This is a genomic window from Stenotrophomonas sp. As-7 (genome assembly GCF_030291015.1).
Classification (GTDB): domain Bacteria; phylum Pseudomonadota; class Gammaproteobacteria; order Xanthomonadales; family Xanthomonadaceae; genus Stenotrophomonas; species Stenotrophomonas lactitubi.
This window is the reverse complement of record NZ_CP127405.1, coordinates 3570313-3588841: the sequence shown is the minus strand read 5'-3', so window position 1 is coordinate 3588841 and position 18529 is coordinate 3570313. Positions and strand designations below refer to the sequence as shown.

Annotated in this window: 14 protein-coding genes; 4 read left to right on the top strand and 10 right to left on the bottom strand. The window is 66.9% G+C overall.

What is annotated here, in order from left to right:
• Nucleotides 1-38: 38 nt before the first annotated feature.
• Nucleotides 39-1034 carry an alpha/beta hydrolase gene (locus QP457_RS16480; RefSeq protein ID WP_205406137.1) on the bottom strand — a complete coding sequence of 332 codons (996 nt, stop codon included), beginning with the start codon at nt 1032-1034 and terminating at the stop codon, nt 39-41.
• Between the two features lie 152 nt (nt 1035-1186).
• Complete coding sequence (locus QP457_RS16475) at nt 1187-2569, bottom strand: L-serine ammonia-lyase (protein ID WP_089236487.1); 1383 nt, start codon at nt 2567-2569, stop codon at nt 1187-1189.
• A 101-nt stretch (nt 2570-2670) separates the two neighbouring features.
• Between QP457_RS16475 and QP457_RS16470 the strand changes: the two genes are divergently transcribed.
• On the top strand, nt 2671-2901 hold the full coding sequence (locus tag QP457_RS16470; protein WP_100553251.1) for a glutaredoxin family protein: 231 nt from the start codon (nt 2671-2673) through the stop codon (nt 2899-2901).
• A gap of 88 nt (nt 2902-2989) precedes the next feature.
• Here the strand turns inward: QP457_RS16470 and QP457_RS16465 are convergent, their stop codons facing one another.
• Genes QP457_RS16465 through QP457_RS16455 form a run of 3 tightly spaced genes read right to left on the bottom strand, consistent with a single transcriptional unit; the run spans nt 2990 to nt 4779 of the window.
• Nucleotides 2990-3562, bottom strand: a complete 573-nt coding sequence (locus QP457_RS16465) for a YceI family protein (protein WP_099818880.1) — start codon at nt 3560-3562, stop codon at nt 2990-2992.
• Between the two features lie 3 nt (nt 3563-3565).
• Nucleotides 3566-4138: a cytochrome b gene (locus QP457_RS16460; protein WP_099818881.1), complete on the bottom strand. Its 573-nt coding sequence runs from the start codon at nt 4136-4138 to the stop codon at nt 3566-3568.
• Nucleotides 4135-4779: a YceI family protein gene (locus tag QP457_RS16455; protein ID WP_100553248.1), complete on the bottom strand. Its 645-nt coding sequence runs from the start codon at nt 4777-4779 to the stop codon at nt 4135-4137. Before QP457_RS16455 ends, QP457_RS16460 begins: the two co-directional genes overlap by 4 nt.
• Before the next feature lie 165 nt (nt 4780-4944).
• Here QP457_RS16455 and QP457_RS16450 point away from each other — a divergent pair, with 165 nt between their 5' ends.
• The 3 genes from QP457_RS16450 (at nt 4945) to QP457_RS16440 (ending at nt 13643) form a co-directional block, all read left to right on the top strand.
• Complete coding sequence (locus tag QP457_RS16450; protein WP_205406136.1) at nt 4945-8490, top strand: ATP-binding protein; 3546 nt, start codon at nt 4945-4947, stop codon at nt 8488-8490.
• Between the two features lie 96 nt (nt 8491-8586).
• A complete protein-coding gene (locus QP457_RS16445) occupies nt 8587-12117 on the top strand; it encodes a hybrid sensor histidine kinase/response regulator (protein ID WP_205406135.1) in 3531 nt (1176 codons plus the stop codon).
• Nucleotides 12118-12728: 611 nt separating this feature from the next.
• Nucleotides 12729-13643, top strand: coding sequence for an IS110 family transposase (locus QP457_RS16440; protein WP_205406424.1), 915 nt, complete (start codon nt 12729-12731; stop codon nt 13641-13643).
• A 234-nt stretch (nt 13644-13877) separates the two neighbouring features.
• Here the strand turns inward: QP457_RS16440 and mdtD are convergent, their stop codons facing one another.
• The 5 genes from mdtD to QP457_RS16415 form a co-directional block, all read right to left on the bottom strand.
• A complete protein-coding gene (mdtD, locus tag QP457_RS16435) occupies nt 13878-15287 on the bottom strand; it encodes a multidrug transporter subunit MdtD (RefSeq protein WP_100553245.1) in 1410 nt (469 codons plus the stop codon).
• Between the two features lie 91 nt (nt 15288-15378).
• Nucleotides 15379-16461 (bottom strand): uroporphyrinogen decarboxylase, encoded by a 1083-nt coding sequence (gene hemE, locus QP457_RS16430; RefSeq protein WP_205406276.1) that lies wholly within the window; start codon nt 16459-16461, stop codon nt 15379-15381.
• A gap of 28 nt (nt 16462-16489) precedes the next feature.
• Entirely contained in the window at nt 16490-16729 is a 240-nt protein-coding gene (locus QP457_RS16425; RefSeq protein WP_099818886.1) for a WGR domain-containing protein, read from the bottom strand.
• Nucleotides 16730-16851: 122 nt separating this feature from the next.
• A complete protein-coding gene (gene aroB, locus QP457_RS16420; RefSeq protein ID WP_205406277.1) occupies nt 16852-17964 on the bottom strand; it encodes a 3-dehydroquinate synthase in 1113 nt (370 codons plus the stop codon).
• Nucleotides 17961-18503 carry a shikimate kinase gene (locus tag QP457_RS16415; protein ID WP_099818888.1) on the bottom strand — a complete coding sequence of 181 codons (543 nt, stop codon included), beginning with the start codon at nt 18501-18503 and terminating at the stop codon, nt 17961-17963. Before QP457_RS16415 ends, aroB begins: the two co-directional genes overlap by 4 nt.
• Between the last annotated feature and the right edge of the window lie 26 nt (nt 18504-18529).

Genomic DNA, 18529 nt, shown 5'->3' with positions numbered 1-18529 from the left:
CCTGGTAGCGCCGGGCCATGCCCGGCGGTCATGGAACGTCAACGCGCCTTCAGCGACTTCAGCAACGCCGCATTGAACTGCTTCGGGTCCTGCACCTGCGGCGAATGGCCCAGTGCCGCGAACTCGACCAGGGTCGAGCCGGGTATCGCCGCCGCTGCCGCCTTGCCCAGTGCCGGGTAGTTGCCCAGCGTCGCCTTCAGTTCGGGTGATGCCTGGTCACGGCCGATCGCCGTGCGGTCCTTCTGGCCGATGAACAAGGTGGTCGGCACCTGCAGGTTCTTCAGTTCATGGACGACGGGTTGGTTGAACACCATGTCCGAGGTCAACGCCTGGCTCCAGGCGACCTGCTGCTTGCCCGGGCCTTCGTACATGCCTGACTGCATGCGCGCCCACGGTTCGTACGCCGGCTTCCACTTGCCGTCGTAGTACACGTCCAGCTGGTAGCGGCGGATGCTGTCATAGCTGATGTTCATTTCGCCGGCATACCACGCGTCCACGCTGCGCCAGGGCACGCCCAGCGCCTTCCAGTCCTCCAGCCCGATCGGATTGACCAGCGACAGACTGCGCAGTTCCTGCGGATACATCAGCGCATAGCGGATGGCCAGCATGCCGCCCATCGAATGACCGACCACATGCACCGGCACGTCACCCAGCTGCAGCTGCTGCAACAACGCATGGGTGTTGTCGGCCAGCTGCCCGAATGAATACTGGTAGCGCTCGGGCTTGCTCGATTTGCAGAAACCCACCTGGTCCGGTGCGATCACCCGGTAGCCTGCAGCCACCAGTGGCTTGATCGTCTCCTTCCAGGTCGCTGCGCAGAAGTTCTTGCCATGCAGCAGCACCACCACGCCGATCGGCTTCTTCTTCGGCGCGACATCCAGATAGGCCATCTCCAGCGGCTGGCGCTGCGATTCCAACGCAAAGGTCTTCACCGGATAGCCGTAATCGAACCCCTCCAGCCGCGGCCCGTAGGCCGGCGCGGCGAGAGCGGACAACGGAACGCAGGCAAGCAGGGCAGCAGCGATCACACGCATGGGACATTCCGGAGCAGGGGATGCCCGAGCCTAACCGGAAAGCGGGGACGGTGTTGTCCGCTGTAGAGCCGAGGCCATGCTCGGCTGCACAGTAGAGCCAGGCCATTCTCGGCTGCACAGTAGAGCCAGGCCATGCCTGGCTGCGCCAACCATCAGCACTCGATGACGTTCACCGCCAGCCCGCCGCGGCTGGTTTCCTTGTACTTGTCCTGCATGTCGCGGCCGGTATCGCGCATGGTCTTGATGACCTTGTCCAGCGACACCTTGTGCTTGCCGTCGCCGCGCATGGCCATGCGCGAGGCGTTGATCGCCTTCACCGCACCCATCGCGTTGCGCTCGATGCACGGAATCTGCACCAGGCCACCGATCGGATCGCAGGTCAGGCCCAGGTTGTGCTCCATGCCGATTTCCGCCGCGTTCTCGATCTGGCTCGGGTTGCCACCCAGCGCCGCGACCAGGCCACCGGCGGCCATCGAACAGGCCACGCCGACCTCGCCCTGGCAGCCCACTTCGGCGCCGGAGATCGAGGCGTTTTCCTTGTACAGGATGCCGATCGCCGCCGAGGTCAGCAGGAAGTCGAACACCCGCTGCTCGTTCGCGCCGGGGCAGAAGCGGTCGAAGTAGTGCAGCACCGCCGGCAGTACACCCGCCGCGCCGTTGGTGGGCGCGGTGACCACACGGCCACCGGCGGCGTTCTCTTCATTCACGGCCAGCGCGTACAGGTTGACCCAGTCCAGCGTGGTCAGCGGATCACGCATCGCCGCTTCCGGCTTCGACGACAGCTCGCGGTACAGCGCCGGCGCGCGGCGGCCCACCTTCAGGCCACCCGGCAGCACGCCTTCCTCGCGGATACCGCGCGCCACGCAGGCCTGCATTGCGCTCCAGATCTCGCGCAGGTTGTCGCGGATCTCGTCTTCCGTGCGCCAGCACTTCTCGTTCTCGAACATCAACTGGGCGATGCTCAGGCCACTGCGTGCGGTCTGCGCCAGCAGCTCGTCGCCGCTCTTGAACGGGTAGGGCAACGGCGTTTCATCAGGCACGATGCGGTCATCGGCCGCGTCGTCCTGGTTGACCACGAAACCACCGCCCACCGAGTAGTAATCGCGGGTGGCCAGCACTTCGTCATCGGCGTTGTACGCGGTGAAGCGCATGCCGTTGGTGTGGTAGGGCAGCTTCTGCCGCTTGTTCAGGCCGAGGTCGCGCTTTTCGTCGAAGGCGATCTCGTGCTGGCCCATCAGCATGATCCGCTTGCTGCTGCGGATGCGCTCCAGCGTGGACGGGATGATGTCCGGGTCGATCAGGTTCGGACGCTGCCCTTCCAGGCCAAGCAGGATCGCCTTGTCGGTGCCGTGGCCGCGACCGGTCAGCGCCAGCGAGCCGTACACATCGGCACGGATGCGTGCGACCTCCCCCAGCTTGCCCGGGTCGAGCAGCCAGCGATGGATGAAACGCTCGGCGGCCCTCATCGGCCCGACGGTGTGCGAGGAGCTCGGGCCAATGCCGATCTTGAAAACGTCGAACGTGCTGACAGCCATGGTTGCCGTACTGCGGGTACCGGGAGAGACCGCTATTCTAGCGGTTCACGCCGCACTTCCATGGCTGCGGCGCAGCATTTCCGCCAAGGGAGCAAACCCCGGTGTTGACCCTGTTCCAGCGTGACGACTGCCATCTGTGTGACATGGCCCTGGCCGAACTGGCCAAGGCGCGGGCGCCCGAGTTCGAATCGGTGTTCCTGGATGACCAGCCGGCGCTGGAGGCGCGTTATGGGGCGCGGGTGCCGGTGCTGCGTGATGAGACCGGCGGGCGGGAGCTGGACTGGCCGTTTGATGCGGCTGCGGTGCAGGCCTGGTTGGCTGCGGGCAGGTAGCGCCGGGCTATGCCCGGCGAGCGCGAAGCGCGGCCATCGGGGGAAGCCGCCGGGCATGGCCCGGCGCTACCGCGGACGCCAAGGCGTCTTATTTCGCGTCGAATTTCACGATCGTGCTGATCGCGGTTTCGTCCGGGATGGTCTTGGTATCGGCCCAGTCGCCACCACCGACACCGAAGTCCAGGCGCTTGACCGTGGCCTTGCCGGTCAGCACCGGCTGCGCGCCGGGCTTCCAGGTGAAGGTGAAGGTGACCGGCTTGCTGACGCCGCGCAGTTCCAGCGTGCCATCGGCGGCGAACTGGTCGTTGCCAAGCGCGCGGAAGCCCTTGGCGGTGTAGCGTGCAGTAGCGAACTTGCCGACGTTGAAGAAGTCCGCGCCCTGCAGGGTGGAGTCGCGATCGCTGTTGCCGCTCTTGGCGCCGGCCAGCGGAATCACCACGTCCAGCGAACCCGCAGCCGGATTGGCCGGGTCGAAGCTGAGCTTGGTGGCGAAGCCCGGGAAGCTGCCGGTGAACACTTCACCGTCGTACTTGGTGGCAAAGGCCAGGAACGAACCGGCACCTGGCGCCTGGGCGTAATCGGCGGCGAGCACCGGTGCGGTGGCCAGCATGCCGGCGAGGGCGGCGGCCACGGCGGCCGGGGTGGTCAGTTTCAGGTTCATCGGTCAGTCCTTCTGGGGAGAGGCGAGCCAGCCACGCGGCAACATCCGGGACAGGGTGGCATCGCGCTGGAACAGGTGGTGGTAGAAGGCAGCACCGGCATGGGCCAGTACCACCGCGATCAACAGCCAGAAGCCGTATTCGTGCAGGGCATGGGAAACCGCCACGACCTGCGGGTCCGGTCCGCTCAGCTTGGGCACCTCGACCAGGCCGAACCAGCGGAACGGGCGCAGGCCGCTGGCCGAGTCGTACAGCCAGCCCGACAACGGGATGGCGAACATCAGCACATACAGCAGCACATGGGTGGCGCTGGCGATGCGCTCCTGCCAGCCCGGCACGCCGGGTACCGGCTTGGGGGCACCCGCATACAGGCGCCAGCCCAGGCGCAGCACCACCAGTGCCAGCACGGTGATGCCGATCGACTTGTGCGCGGTATAGACCCAGAAATACTTGGGCGTCTTCGGCAGTTCGCCCATGGTCAGGCCGACGATGCCCAGGGCGAGAATCAGCAATGCGATCAGCCAGTGCAGGGTCTGGCTGACACTCCCCCAGGCGGCGGGGGTGTTCTTGGCGGTCATGAAGGGTCCTTGGTGGCCGTCTGGCTGTCGGAGTGGGGTTGGGGCGCGGGAGTTCCCGGAGAATCGCTGCGGTCGAGCGTGGCTTCAGCCTCGATCCGCACCTGCACCGCATCACCGATCACGCCCGGCCAGGCGGTGATGCCGAAGGCGCGGCGGCTCAGTGTCGTGGTGGCGGAGAATCCTGCAGTACGCCGGAACGGCGGCAGCGGATAGCGTTTGACCTGGTTCAAGGTCACCTCCAGCGTGACCTCCTGGCTGACCCCGCGCAGGGTCAATGTCCCGGTCACGTGGGCACGTTTCGCGTCGATCGGTTCGACATGGTGGGAGACGAAGCGGGCGGTGGGAAAGCGTTCGCCATCGAGCAGGCTGCGCGCCAGCGTGGCCTGGTTCCACTTGGCATCACCCAGGTCCAGTCGTGCTACCGGAATCTCGACGTCCAGCGTTGCATCGCGCCAGTTGTCGCTATCGAACTGCAGCTGGCCCTGGCTTCCGGAGATCGTACCCAGCGCCTGCGAGTAGCCGGCGTGGTCGATGGCGAACAGCACCCGGGTGTGTACCGGATCGATGCGGTAGGCATCGTTGCCTGCCCAGGCGGGGGCGACGGCAAGCAGCATCGGCAGCAGGGCCAGGCAGTGGCGCATCGGCGGTGGACTCCGGGAAAAAGACTGTTCGATCATACCCATAGCCCCTGCGCAACGCTGTGTGCATGGCTGCAACAGTTCGTGGTGCCGATGTGGCCGGAAACAGGCTGTTGCAGCGATGGCTGCAGCCCTGTGTGACAATCGGCACAGGACAGGGGGTTCAGGATGACGAGCGGCTGGCGCCGGTGGTGCCAAGGCATTGCAGGAGCAGGTCTGGTGCTGTTGGCGCTTTCCGCGGCAGCCGCGACCTTGGACATGGCCGGCGAAACGCCGCGCCTGCGCCGTTTCGGCGCGGCCGAGGGGTTGCCCTCGCGCATGGTGGTCGCGCTGGCCGAAGACCGTCAGGGCCGTGTGTGGGCTGCCACCGACGGCGGCCTGGCCCGCTATGACGGTGGTGAACTGCGGGTGTGGCAGCACGACCCGGCACAACCGGATTCGCTGCCCGGCAACGAGATCGAAACCCTGCTGGTCGACCCGCTCGACCGGGTATGGGTCGGCATCAACGGCAAGGGGCTGGCCCGCCTGGATGCCGATCGCGAGCGCTTCAAGACCTTCGATTCCGTCACTGAAGGCTGCCAGGGACAGTTCTGGACGCTGGCCTATGCCGAGGATGCGCTATGGATCGGCAGCAGCAGTCATGGGGTCTGCCGCTTCGGCGAAGATGGCTCATTGCGACATTTCCAGCATGATCCGGCGCAGCCCGGTGGGCTGCCCAGCGACACCGTCTTCAGCAGTCTGGTTGATGCGCAGGGACGGCTGTGGGTGGGAACCGAAGCCGGCGTGGCGCGCTGGAATGGCCAGGCCTTTGAAGTAGTGGCGCCGCGCGAACTGGCAGCGGTCAGTGTGCTGCGGTTGAGCCGCGATGCCGATGGCGCAGTCTGGGTCGGCACACAGAACGACGGCCTGTACCGCATCGATGCGCAGGATCGGGTAACGCGACCTGCCTGGGCCGACAGCGCCGGTCTGCGTTCGGCACTGGTGCTGCCCGACAGCCGCGGAGGCTACTGGGCGGGAACCTCCGATGGCCTGCTGCGCGGTGACGGCCAGGTGCTGCGCAAGCTGGAAGGCGACCGTGGCAGTGGCTTCCTGACGGGCCATAGTGGCGTGCTCGACCTGCTGCAGGATCATGAAGGAGGGCTGTGGGTCGCGTTGTTGACCCAGGGCCTGGCCTACCTTCCGCCAGACTGGCGGCGTTTTTCGACCTGGTACCAGCTTGATGGCAAACCGCTCGACAGCCAGTACCTGTTGAGCGCCGCCAGTGACGGTCGCAGCTACTACGTTGGCTCTGCCCATGGTGTCTACCAGATCGATGCGCAGGGGACGTTGAGGCTGCTGGCCAGCGACCGCGAGCTCGGCGGTGGCGCGGTGTGGTCGGTGCTGCCACGTCCCGATGGGCGGCTATGGCTGGGCCGCGCCGGACGCATCAGCGTCTATGACCCCGCCACCCGTGCGCTGCGCGACTGGCGCATCGGCGGCGGCTCCGACCTGCGGCAGCGGATCGATCTGATGCGGCAGGCGCCTGATGGCACGGTCTGGGTGTCTGTGATGAATCTGGGCCTGCAGCAGCGCAGTGCCGAGGGCCGCCTGTTGCGCAGTTTCGATGGCGCCATGCTGCGTGGTGATACCGATGCACCGGTCGAACAGATCCGCTTCGATGCCACGGGGCGGGCCTGGGTGATGGGGGAAATGGGCATCCTGCGCGAGCAGGGTGACCGCTTCGAAGCGGTACCCGGCGTTTCCAGGGGCCCGATCTACGATCTGGTGTGGATCGATCCCCGGCAGATGTGGATCGCACGCCAGGGCGCATTTGAACGCTACCAGTGGGATGGCCTCAGCCTGCGCCTGATCCAGCGCGTCGATGCTGGCGCCGGAGTGCCGCCGGTCAGCATGGGTGGGCTGGCCCTGGCCGCGAACGGGCAGTTGTGGGCGACGACACCGCGTGGCCTGCTGCGCTGGGATCCGAAACAGCGTCGCCTGCAGATATTCAATGAGCGCGATGGCCTGCTCGATGCCGAGTTCACCGGACGCCCGCCGGCGATCGATGCGGATGGCCGGGTGCTGGCCGTTACCCAGACCGGCATGGTGGGCTTCGATCCGAATGCTGCGGATGTCGAGTTGCCACCGTCGCAGCTGGTGATCGCGCAGGTGCGCGTGCGTCGTGATGATGCGCGCGGCTGGCAGCCCTTGCCGACCTCCGGCCTGCTGTTGCTGGGGCCCGATGACCGTGACCTGCAGATCGATGCGCGGCTGTTGTCCTATGCCAACCCGCAGGGCAACCGCTACCGGTTCCGTGTGGAGGGCTACGACCAGAACTGGGTGGAACAGGGCGGGGATGGCCAGCGTACGTTGTCGCGGCTGCCGCCCGGGGCCTATTCGATCGAGGTGCAGGCCGCATCGGCCAGTGGCCCGTGGACACCCTCGCAGCAGCTGCACATCAAGGTGTTGCCGCCCTGGTGGCGCAGCGGCATGGCGATCTTCGGCTACGTGATGCTGGGCTCGCTGTTGCTGTTGGCACTGCTGTGGTCGATCCGCAGGCGGCTGCGGCGGCGCCAGCAGTGGCAGTTGACGGTGCACAAGCAGCAGATCGCCGAGCAGGCATCGCAGGCCAAGAGCCGCTTCCTGGCGACCCTGGGCCACGAAGTGCGCACGCCGATGACCGGCGTACTGGGCATGAGCGAACTGCTGCTGGCCACCGAACTGGATCCGGTGCAGCGCAGCTATGCCGGCTCGATCCAGCAGGCCGGCAGCCATCTGCTGCGGCTGGTCAACGATGCGTTGGACCTGGCACGGATCGAGGCCGGCCGGCTTGAACTGGACATCCGGCCGTTCGACCTGGGCGGACTGCTGGACCAGGTGCAGGCATTGATGCAGCCGATGACACAACAGCGCAGGCTGGCTTTCAAGCGCGGGGATGCATTGCCTGGCCCGATCTGCGTCAGTGGCGATGAGATGCGCGTCCGCCAGATCCTGCTGAACCTGCTGGGCAACGCGATCAAGTTCACCGAGCGCGGCCATGTCGGTCTGGCGGCGCGTCTGGACGAGGACGGTGGCGCGGTGACATTTGAAGTCAGCGACAGCGGGCCGGGCATCAATGCCGAACAGCAGCAGCGCCTGTTCCACCGCTTCGAACAGGCCGATGGCCCGCGCACCGCCTCGCGTTATGGCGGCAGCGGGCTGGGTCTGGCGATCTGCCAGGAGCTGGCCGTGGCGATGGGCGGCCGCATCGATGTCGACAGTCAGCCGGGGCGCGGCGCACGTTTCGCAGTGCGGCTGCCGCTGCCATGGAGCCGGCAGCAGGCCTCCAGCCCTGGTGAGGCAGCGTCGCCGACCCTGCCTGCACTGCGCATCCTGCTGGTCGAGGACGATGCAACCGTTGCCGAGGTCATCGCTGGCCTGCTGCGCGGCCGCGGGCATGAGGTGGTGCACGTGCTGCATGGCCTGGGCGCACTGTCGGAGATATCCACCGAGGGATTCGATGTCGGCCTGCTCGACCTCGACCTGCCGGCACTCGACGGCACCGCCATCGCCCGCCAGCTGCGCGCGATGGGCTACGAACTGCCGTTGGTGGCCGTTACCGCGCGCTCGGATGCCTATGCCGAGACCCAGGTGCTTGCGGCCGGATTCGATGGTTTCCTGCGCAAGCCGGTGACCGGCGATCTGCTGGTGGCGGCGATTGCCCAGGCGCGCAGTAAACGCCAGATCCTCAGCTGAGTACGGCATCTTGCGGCGTGAATCCCGCAACTTTCGGTTTACCATGCCGACGCCCACGGCGTGGGCATCATCAACAGCAGCGTGAGGAGGCCATCGGTGGTGTATCTGCGGGCAGTGACGCTGCTGATGCTGCTGCTGTGCTGCCTGGCGCCCGCTGCCGCGCAGCCGGTGCCACCTTCGCCGCGGCAGGTCACCGTGTTCGATGGGTTGCCGTCCAACACCGTCAACCGCATGGCCGAAGACCGCTACGGCTACCTGTGGATTGCCACCAACGATGGCCTGGCCCGCTACGACGGGCGCAATTACCGCATCTGGCGTTCCGAAGACGGCCTGCGCGACAACCGCATCTGGAGCGTGCTGGTCGATGCCCGCAACGAGTTGTGGATCGGCACTGAAAATGCCGGCCTGGTGCGGATGTCGGCCGATCGCCGGCAGCTGCGCTTCTACGACCGCAGCAGCCAGCCACTGATGGGCAGCAATACGGTCTGGAGCCTGGCTGCGACGCCGGATGGCGCGATCTGGTTCGGCACCCACGAGGGCGGCCTGTACCGGCTGGACAGCAATGACCGCCTGCAGCGGTTCCTGCCCGAAGCCAACAACCCGCGCAGTCTGCCGGCCGCATCGGTACCGTACCTGGCCACGCTTGCCGACGGCAGCCTGTGGGTCGGCACCAAGCATGGTGTGGCGCGCTGGACCGGCACCGATTTCGAACGCATCGGCGGCGACCTGGTGCCCAGCCTGCTGATCAATGGTTTGACCGCCGAGCCCGACGGCAGCCTCTGGATCAGCACGATGGCCGGGGCCACCGTGCGCCGCCCGGATGGCCGTTTCGAATCCGTGCCCTGGACATTGCCGGCCGGCGACCAGGTGCTGGGCATGATGCTGCGCGACGAGCAGGGCGGGCACTGGCTGGATACCCGCAGTGGCCTGGGCCGGGGCATCGATGGCCGTTACCAGACAGTGCCGCTGTACAGCGCCATCGCCCGTGGCCTGGTGCGGCCGAACTGGACCGGCGCCTATGAGGATCGCGAAGGCGGCATCTGGCTGGCCAGCACCAATGCCGGCCTGTGGCATCTACTGCCGCGCTGGTGGCAGTTCTCGGTGTTCTCGCGGCTGGAGGATGATCCGTCCTCGCTGCGCAATTCCTATGTGCTGGGTACCAGCCCCTCCAGCAATGGTGGCGTGTGGACCGTCGGCAGCCATGGCGCGCTGGACCGTTTCAATCCACGCACGGGCGTGATCGAGCAGCACCGCACCTTCGTCAACGGCATGCACTGGCTGACGTCGGTGCGCGAAGACCGGCAGGGACGGGTGTGGGTGGGTTCGACCGACGCCTTGATGCGCTACGACCCGCGCCGGGGCGAGCTGCGGCGCTGGGGCCGGGATGCCGGTGCCGACGCGACCATGGAAGGCAACATCGAGGCGATGATGACCTGCGATGGCGACAGCCTGTGGTTGATGCTGTCGGCGGGCCTGCAGCAGCGCGACCTGGACGGGCACGTGCGCCGGCAGCTGGAAAACGGCCAGGACGGTCTGCAGGCGGGTCAGCTCAATCTGGACGTGGAATGCGGTCCGCAGGACCGGATCTGGCTGGCCAGCAGCCGTGGCCTGCTGCAATGGCAACCGGACGCGCAGCGCTTCCAGCCGGTGCCCGGCGCGCCGGCCACGGCGGTGTATGCCCTGCACGTCGGCAAGGACGGGCAGGTCTGGTTGTCCGAAGATGGTCGCCTGTCGCGCTACCTCTGGAGCCAGGGCAGGCTGGAACGGCAGGCGGTAGTGGGCGCGGAGCAGGGCTATCCGGCGATCTCCGCCACCGGTCTGGTGGTCGACGCACAGGGCGTGGCGTGGGCGACCAGTGCCCGTGGCCTGGTGCGGGTCAGTGCCGATGGCGAGAGCGTACGCCTGTACGGGGTGCACGATGGGCTTCCCAGCCAGGAGTTCCGCGAACACACCCTGATTGCCTCCGCCGCTGGGCGCATGGTGGCCGGTACCCCCGCTGGTGTGGTGGTATTCGATCCTGAGCAGGTGCGGCCTTCCACCCGGCGTGCGCCGCTTGTGATCGAGCGGGTGGAGGTGCGCCGCAACGAACAGTTGCTGGACCTGACCCATGACACGCCGCTGCAGATCGCCGATGGCGACCGCGACCTGCGTATCGTCGCGCGCCTGCTGTCCTTCGCCGATTCGGCCTCCAACACCTACCGCTACCGGTTGGCCGGCTATGACCCTGATTGGGTCGAGGTGGGCCCGGCAGGCGAGCGCCTGTTCTCACGCCTGCCACCCGGGGCCTACCGGCTGGAAGTGCAGGCGCGCTCGGCCGACCACGTGTGGTCGCGGGTGCAGACCCTGGAATTCCACGTGCAGCCGCCATGGTGGCGCAGCTTGTCCGGCCTGCTGGTGCTGGCCTCGATTGCGTTGCTGCTGACCAGCTGGTTCGCCTGGCTCTACCGGCGCCGGCTGCAGCGCCAGCACGCCTATCAGCTCGCCCTGCACAAGCAGGATCTGGCCGAGCACGCCTCGGCGGCCAAGACGCGCTTCCTCGCCAATCTCGGCCATGAGATCCGCACGCCGATGACCGGCGTGCTGGGCATGAGTGAACTGTTGCTGGCCTCGCCGCTGGATCCGCAGCAGCGCGGCTACACCCAGTCGATCCGGCATGCGGGTGAGCACCTGCTGCATCTGGTCAACGATGCGCTGGATCTGGCGCGGATCGAGTCCGGGCGCCTGGAACTGCAATCCAATGCGTTCGGTCTCAATCGTCTGCTGCAGGATCTGGCCGCGCTGATGGGACCGCTGGCTGCGCAGAAGGGCCTGCGGTTCATCCTCGACAACCAGTTGCCGGCAGGGCTGCAAGCGACCGGCGATGCGATGCGGGTGCGACAGATCCTGCTCAACCTGCTCTCCAACGCGGTCAAGTTCACCAGCCGCGGCAGCATCACCCTGCACGCGCGCTGCGAGGAAGGGCCGCGTGGGCTGTATTTCGAGGTGCGCGACACCGGCCCGGGCATCAGCCAGGAGCAGCAGCAACGGTTGTTCCGGCGTTTCGAACAGGCTGATGGCGCGCGCACGGCCGCGCAGTACGGTGGCAGCGGCCTGGGCCTGGCGATCTGCCGCGAGCTGGCACTGGCCATGCAGGGCCGGATCCGCGTGGAAAGCCAGCTGGGCAGCGGTACCTGCTTCGGTGTCAGCCTGCCGCTGCCGCTGCAACAGGGTGCGGCCAGCGACGGAGGTTCCGACAGTGATGCTGCTGCTGCCGCGGTCAACATGCCACCGCTGCGGGTGTTGCTGGTGGAGGACGATGCGACCGTGGCCGATGTGATGTGTGGCCTGCTCGCGACCCGTGGCCATGAGGTGGTCCACGCCGCCCACGCGCTGGCCGCACTGCGTGAGATCAGCGCAGGTGATTTCGATGTCGGCCTGCTTGATCTGGATCTTCCGGGCCTGAGCGGTTTCGAACTCGCCCAGCATCTGCGCAACCAGGGCTACACGCTGCCGCTGCTGGCAGTGACCGCGCGTACCGACCCCGATCTGCAGCAGCAGGTGGAAGCGGCGGGCATCGGTGGTTTCCTGCGCAAGCCGGTGACCGGTGAGCTGCTGGTGGAAGCGATCGCCCGCGTGCTGGGGCGGTAGAAGTTCGGCAGGGCTGCGCCCTGCACCTGCAGAGGCCAGAGCAACGGCAACAGCCGAAGCAAAAGCTGGCATTCCGTGGGATGGCGGGGCGGTGTCGGAGTGCGGGGACGCCGCAAGTACGTCCCTGTAGGCTTGGCAGCCGCATCCATGCGGCTGACACCCCGCAATCCGACACCGCCCCACCTTCGACAGATTTCTGGTGGCTGATGGATTCACGCCATGCCTGGATAAATCTCTGTCAGATATCGAAATAATTCTGGGGTCAGATCCGTTTTCCATCGGAAAACGGATCTGACCCCAAGAGCCAACACAGAACGCCGTTCCGACAGATCGCGGAAATCTGTCGAAGGCGGGGTGGGTCCGGTTGCGGGGGTGTCCGCGGCATGGATGCGGCGGCCAAGCCTTATCTGATTGGAATCTGGCAGCGTAGGTGTCGAGAGCCGGCGTGGGCCGCCGTGTAAGCCTGGATCTCGACGATCGCCTTGGAGCTTGGCGCCCACGCCGGAATCTCCCTTGATCCGCCCGAACAGTTGCTGGAGCTGACACTCGCAGTAATAAGACTGGGCAAGCGGGGGAGCTCTCGACCCTTCCAGACTATACGGAGTCCGGTGATGAACGGGATCGGGATTGATGTCAGCAAGCGCCAACTGGATGTCGGCACGACGGATGGAGAGGTGCTGCAGGTCAGCAATAGCGCTTCGGGTTTCGCTGAATTGGATCTCTGGTTGAGGAAACATCCGGTGAGCCAGATCGTGCTGGAGGCCACTGGGGGCTACGAACAGTCAGTACTGAACTTCCTGCACAACGCCGGTCATGCGGTGGTCCGTGCCAACGCGCTGCGGGCTCGCAGGCTGGCCCAGGGAATGGGCCAGGTGGCCAAGACCGACCGTCTGGATGCCTATGCATTGGCGCAGATGGCGGCCTTGGTGAAACTGCCCGCCTATCAGCCACTGGAGCCCTGGCAGCAAAAGCTGCGGGAATTTGTGCGGGCGCGTCGACAGACGATGGAAGCCCTGACCGTAGCGCGCCAGCAGCAGGAGATGGTGACCGATCGTGAGTTGCGCCGACTGCTGCAAGCCAACATCAGCCGCCTGCAGAGGATGGTTGGGCGTTTGGGACAGCAGATTGCCGAGCAGGTTGCCCAGCAACCTCAGCTGGCGGTACTGAAGTCGATGAAAGGCGTGGGCCCTGTCCTGCAGGCGGTATTGGCCAGCTATCTGCCGGAGCTGGGCAAGATCAGCGGCAAGGCCATCGCCAGTCTGGTCGGTGTAGCACCCATGTCCCACGACAGCGGAACCATGCGCGGCAAACGAAGCATCCATGGCGGCAGGGCCGAGATCCGTCAGGTGCTTTACATGGCCAGCATGTCGGCCATGCGGCATGAACCTCGACTGCGCGATTTCTACCAGTCGCTGCGAGCCCGAGGCAAAGAAGGAAAAGTAGCCATCGTGGCGGTGATGCGGAAGATGCTGGTGATTCTCAACGCCCGCATGCGTGACGCTCAAGGCGGATCGATCCCCGCCTGAAGCCAGTCTGCGCGTGCCCCAAAAGGCTGCCGGCCAGCGGCCGGCACTACCGTGCGTGACTGTCGGAGGGGCCGAGGCCCCTCTCTCAACACAGTTGCTACAGGGACGTATTTACGGCGTCCCCCGCAACCGGACCCACCCCGCCATCCCACGGATAGCAAGCTGTTGCTGTTGCTTCGGCTGTTGCCGTTGCTCTGGCCTCTGCAGGTGCAGGGCGCAGCCCTGCCGAACCCACTACTCCGCTACGTGCTCGACCTCGCGCGGCTCCGGCTTGGTGTCGGGCAGTTGCCAGAAGATCAGCGTCGAGGTCAGGGTGATCGCGCCCACGCACAGGAACGTGGCATGCAGCGCAGCCGTCGCGCCGTGGCCTTCCAGCTGCGTGCCGAACGCGGCCAGCAGGCTGCCTGCAGCTGCCGCACCGAAGCCGGCGGCGAGCATCATCACCATCGACAGCAGGCTGTTGCCGGAACTGGCGAACTCGCGATCCAGGTCGCGCAGGGTGACGGTGTTCATCACGGTGAACTGCAGCGAATTGACCGCACCGAAGAAGGCCAGCTGCAGCAGGCGCACGCTCAGGTGCTGGCCCGGTGTCATCAGGATGAAGCTGGCCATCGCCAGGCCGACCAGCACGGTGTTGGTCATCAGTACGCGGCGATAGCCGTAGCGTTCAACCAGCTTCACCGCCAACTTCTTCGACACCATGCCCGCGGCCGCCACCGGCACCATCATCAGGCCGGCGTTCATCGGCCCCAGGCCAAGACCGACCTGCAGCAGCAGCGGAATCAGCATCGGCATGGCACTGCTGCCGATGCGCGAGAACAGGTTGCCGAGAATGCCGATGCGATAGCTGGGCACGCGGAACAGCGCCAGCGAGAACAGCGGTGCCGTTGAATTTGCCGCGTGCAGCCAGTAGCCGACCAGCGCAGCCAGGCCGGCCACGGTCATCAGCATCACCAGCGCGTGCGGTGTGCCGAGCCCGGAGATGCCATCCAGTGCCAGCGACAGCACCACCATCGCAAAGGCCAGCATGGCGTAGCCGCGCAGGTCGAAACGGGTGCGGTGGCTGGCGTAGTGGTCGGGCATGATCTTCATCGCTGCGATGAAGCCGATGACGCCGATCGGCAGGTTGATCAGGAACACCCAGTGCCATGATGCGATTTCGACCAGCCAGCCGCCCAGGGTCGGGCCGATCAGCGGACCGACCAGTGCGGGGATGGCGATGAAGCTCATCGCACGCAGAAAGTCCTCGCGAGGCACCGAGCGCATCACCGCCAGGCGCCCGACCGGCAGCAGCATCGCACCACCGATGCCCTGCAGCACGCGTGCGCCGACCAGCTGGTGCAGGTGCTGGGCCAAGGCGCAGGCCAGCGAGCCGAGGGTGAACAGGATGATCGCTACCAGGAAGGTGCGACGGGTGCCGTAGCGGTCGGCGATCCAGCCGGAGGCGGGGATGAAGGTGGCCACGGCCAGTGCGTAGCTGAAGACCACCGACTGCATCTGCAGGGGGCTTTCGCCGAGGCTGGCCGCCATCGCCGGCAGCGCCGTGTTGACGATGGTCGAGTCCAGCATCTGCATGAAGATCGCCAAGGACACCAGCCACAGCAGTGGGCGCTGGCGGGTGTAGGTCGATGGCGCTGTGGACATGGGGTGGGGCCGGTGCAGCGTGGGGGCACCATGATCGCGCACTGCGGGTCACGGCGCGATCAACATCGCGCCGCGACTGCATGCGGAATGCTCAGCGTTGGCTGTGCGCGTGCACCGCGTCGACCAGCACCTGTACATGGGCCGGGTCCATGTCCGGCGACATGCCGTGGCCGAGGTTGAACACGTGGCCCTCGCGCGAACCGCCATTGCCGGCGGCATAGGTGTCGAGTACGCGTGCGGCCGCGGCGGCGATCGCATCGGGCGAGGCATACAACGTGGTCGGGTCCAGATTGCCCTGCAGGGCTACGCGCCCGCCAGTGCGGCGCAGTGCTTCATCCAGGTCCAGCGTCCAGTCCAGGCCGAGCGCATCGGCGCCGGTCTGCGACAGCGCTTCCAGGTGCAGGCCGGTGCCCTTGCCGAACAGGATCAGCGGCGTGCGCTCGCTGCCTTCGCCGCGCTCCAGGCCTTCGGCGATGCGCTGCAGGTAGCGCAGCGAGAACTCGCGGTACATCGCCGGCGACAGCACGCCGCCCCAGGTGTCGAACACCTGCAGGGCCTGCGCACCGGCCGCGCGCTGCGCGCCGAGATAGGCGATCACCGCGTCGGTGGTTACCTCCAGCAGGCGGTGCAGGGCCTGCGGATGATTCAGCGCCATCGCCTTGATGCGCGCGAAATCCTTGCTGCCGCCGCCTTCGACCATGTAGCAGGCCAGTGTCCACGGGCTGCCGGAGAAACCGATCAGCGGCACCTGGCCGTCCAGTTCGCGGCGGATCAGGCGTACCGCGTCCATTACGTAGCCCAGGTCCTGTTCCATGTCCGGGACCGTCAGCCTGGCGATGGCCGCTTCATCGCGCACCGGGTGGCGGAACTTCGGGCCTTCGCCTTCGACGAAGTACAGCTCCAGGCCCATTGCATCGGGAATGGTGAGGATGTCCGAGAACAGGATGGCCGCGTCCAGCGGGAAGCGGCGCAGCGGCTGCAGGGTGACTTCGCAGGCGATCTCCGGGTTCTTGGCCATGGCCAGGAAGCTGCCGGCCTTGGCCCGTGTGGCGCGATATTCCGGCAGGTAGCGGCCGGCCTGGCGCATCAGCCAGACGGGGGTGCAGTCCACCGGTTCGCGGCGCAGGGCGCGCAGCAGGCGATCGTTGCGGAGAGGGCTGGTCACAGTGGGCATTCCTTGGGCGAAAAGGGCAGCGGCGCAGTCAGTCGCCGTGCGAAAGAATCTGGAAGCCCCGATGCAGTTCGGCATCGCGGGCCTTCTCGTAGGCGTGGCGGGCTTCGTCGGCCTTGAGGTACAGCTCGCGCCGCAGCTGCGAGCGGGCGCCGACGCGGCCGGATTCGCGCAGCAGCTCCCAGCCGCCGAACAGGTCCGGGACCAGGGTCAGGCGCAGGAAGCGCGGTGCCTGGGCACCGTCGGCGGGTTGTTGCAGGTGGACGTGCATGGCGTCGATTGTAGCGGGGGTGGTGTGACCCCTGCCGCAACGCGGTAGTGCCGGCCGCTGGCCGGCAACCTCATGAAACCTCCCCGGTGGCGCCGGGCCATGCCCGGCGAACGCGGAAGCGGTCAGCCTTCGCCCAGCACCTTCAGTACCGCCGCTTCATCCACATCCGGCACCACTTCGGCACGGCCCATGCCGCGCCACAGCACCAGGCGCAGGCGGCCGGCCACGTTCTTCTTGTCCAGGCGCATGCGGCCGAGCAGGGCCTGCGGGTCCAGTCCGGCGGGGATTGCCACCGGCAGGCCCAACTGCTCCAACAGGGCCTGCAGGCGCACACGGTCGGCGTCCTCGGCCAGGCCCAGCTGGGTGGAGAGGCGGGCGGCCAGCACCATGCCCACCGCCACGGCTTCACCGTGGTTGAGCGCATCGCGCCCCGGCGCGGAATAGCCCTGTTCGGTTTCGATGGCGTGGCCGAAGGTGTGGCCGAGGTTGAGCAGGGCGCGTTCGCCCTTCTCGAAGGGATCGCGCTCGACGATCGCCGCCTTGTGCCGGCAGCTGCGGGCGATGGCTTCGGCGATCACGGCATCCTCGCCGGCCACCAGGGCGTCGGCATGCTGCTGCAACCACTCGAAGAAAAGCGCATCACCCAGCGCACCGTACTTCACCACTTCAGCCAGGCCGGCGCGCAGTTCACGCGGCGGCAGGGTGGCCAGCACGCGGGTATCGGCGATCACCGCACGCGGCGGATGGAACGCGCCGACCAGATTCTTGCCGGCCGGGATATCCACGGCGGTCTTGCCGCCCACCGAGGAGTCGACCATCGCCAGCAGCGTGGTCGGCAGCTGCACGCAGTCGACGCCGCGCATCCAGCAGGCCGCGGCAAAGCCGGCAAGGTCGCCGACCACACCGCCGCCGAGGGCGAACACGCAGGCATCCCGGGTTGCGCCGAGCGCAGCCAGCGCCTCGATGACCGAGCCGAACTCGGCCAGGGTCTTGGAGGCTTCGCCGGCAGCCAGCACATGCTCACCCACGATCAGGTCCGGGCGTGCGGCCAGCAGGGTCTGTTTGACGGCATCCAGATAGCGCGGCGCAACCTCGCTGTCGCTGACCAGCAGCACATGGCGGCCACGTACATGGTTGGCCAGCGCGGAACCTTCGGTCTGGGCGCCGGCGCCAATGGTGATGGAGTAGGGGCGGTCGCCGCCAACGGCGACCTGCAGCAGGGCAGGGGAAGTCATGCAGTGGGGTCCTGTCGCTGCCAGTGCGTGGCCAGCTTGAGCACAAGCTGGGCGGTCGCATCGGCTGCGGTAAACGGGTCGGTATCAAGGGTGACATCGGCCAGCTCGCGATACAGCGGGTCGCGATGCGCGGCCAGATCCTGCAGTACCTGTTCGCGGTCCGGCCGCTGCAGCAGGGGGCGCGCCTTGTCGCGTGACAGGCGCTCCAGCTGGGCCGCGACGCTGACCCGGAGGTAGACGACAAAGCCACGCCGGGCGATCAGGGCGCGATTGTCCGGATCGAGCACGGCACCACCGCCGGTGGACACCAGCTGGCCACGGCCGGCCAGCACCTGTGCCAGTGCCTGGCGCTCATGGGCGCGGAAGCCGGCCTCGCCGGAGTGTTCGAAGATCGTGGGGATGCTGGCCCCGGTCGCATCGACGATGGCCTGGTCGACGTCGACGAAGTCCAGCGTGAAGCGCTCGGCGAGGCGGCGGCCGATGCAGGTTTTACCGGCGCCCATCGGGCCGATCAGGATCAGGTTCGGAGCGGGATTCATGCCCTCTGATGCTAACACCTCCGTGC

Coding starts and splice junctions, on each gene's coding strand:
- QP457_RS16480 (WP_205406137.1), bottom strand. CDS start 1,034: ATGCGTGTGATCGCTGCTGCCCTGCTTGCCTGCGTTCCGTTGTCCGCT.
- QP457_RS16475 (WP_089236487.1), bottom strand. CDS start 2,569: ATGGCTGTCAGCACGTTCGACGTTTTCAAGATCGGCATTGGCCCGAGC.
- QP457_RS16465 (WP_099818880.1), bottom strand. CDS start 3,562: ATGAACCTGAAACTGACCACCCCGGCCGCCGTGGCCGCCGCCCTCGCC.
- QP457_RS16460 (WP_099818881.1), bottom strand. CDS start 4,138: ATGACCGCCAAGAACACCCCCGCCGCCTGGGGGAGTGTCAGCCAGACC.
- QP457_RS16455 (WP_100553248.1), bottom strand. CDS start 4,779: ATGCGCCACTGCCTGGCCCTGCTGCCGATGCTGCTTGCCGTCGCCCCC.
- QP457_RS16450 (WP_205406136.1), top strand. CDS start 4,945: ATGACGAGCGGCTGGCGCCGGTGGTGCCAAGGCATTGCAGGAGCAGGT.
- QP457_RS16440 (WP_205406424.1), top strand. CDS start 12,729: ATGAACGGGATCGGGATTGATGTCAGCAAGCGCCAACTGGATGTCGGC.
- mdtD (WP_100553245.1), bottom strand. CDS start 15,287: ATGTCCACAGCGCCATCGACCTACACCCGCCAGCGCCCACTGCTGTGG.
- hemE (WP_205406276.1), bottom strand. CDS start 16,461: ATGCCCACTGTGACCAGCCCTCTCCGCAACGATCGCCTGCTGCGCGCC.
- QP457_RS16425 (WP_099818886.1), bottom strand. CDS start 16,729: ATGCACGTCCACCTGCAACAACCCGCCGACGGTGCCCAGGCACCGCGC.
- aroB (WP_205406277.1), bottom strand. CDS start 17,964: ATGACTTCCCCTGCCCTGCTGCAGGTCGCCGTTGGCGGCGACCGCCCC.
- QP457_RS16415 (WP_099818888.1), bottom strand. CDS start 18,503: ATGAATCCCGCTCCGAACCTGATCCTGATCGGCCCGATGGGCGCCGGT.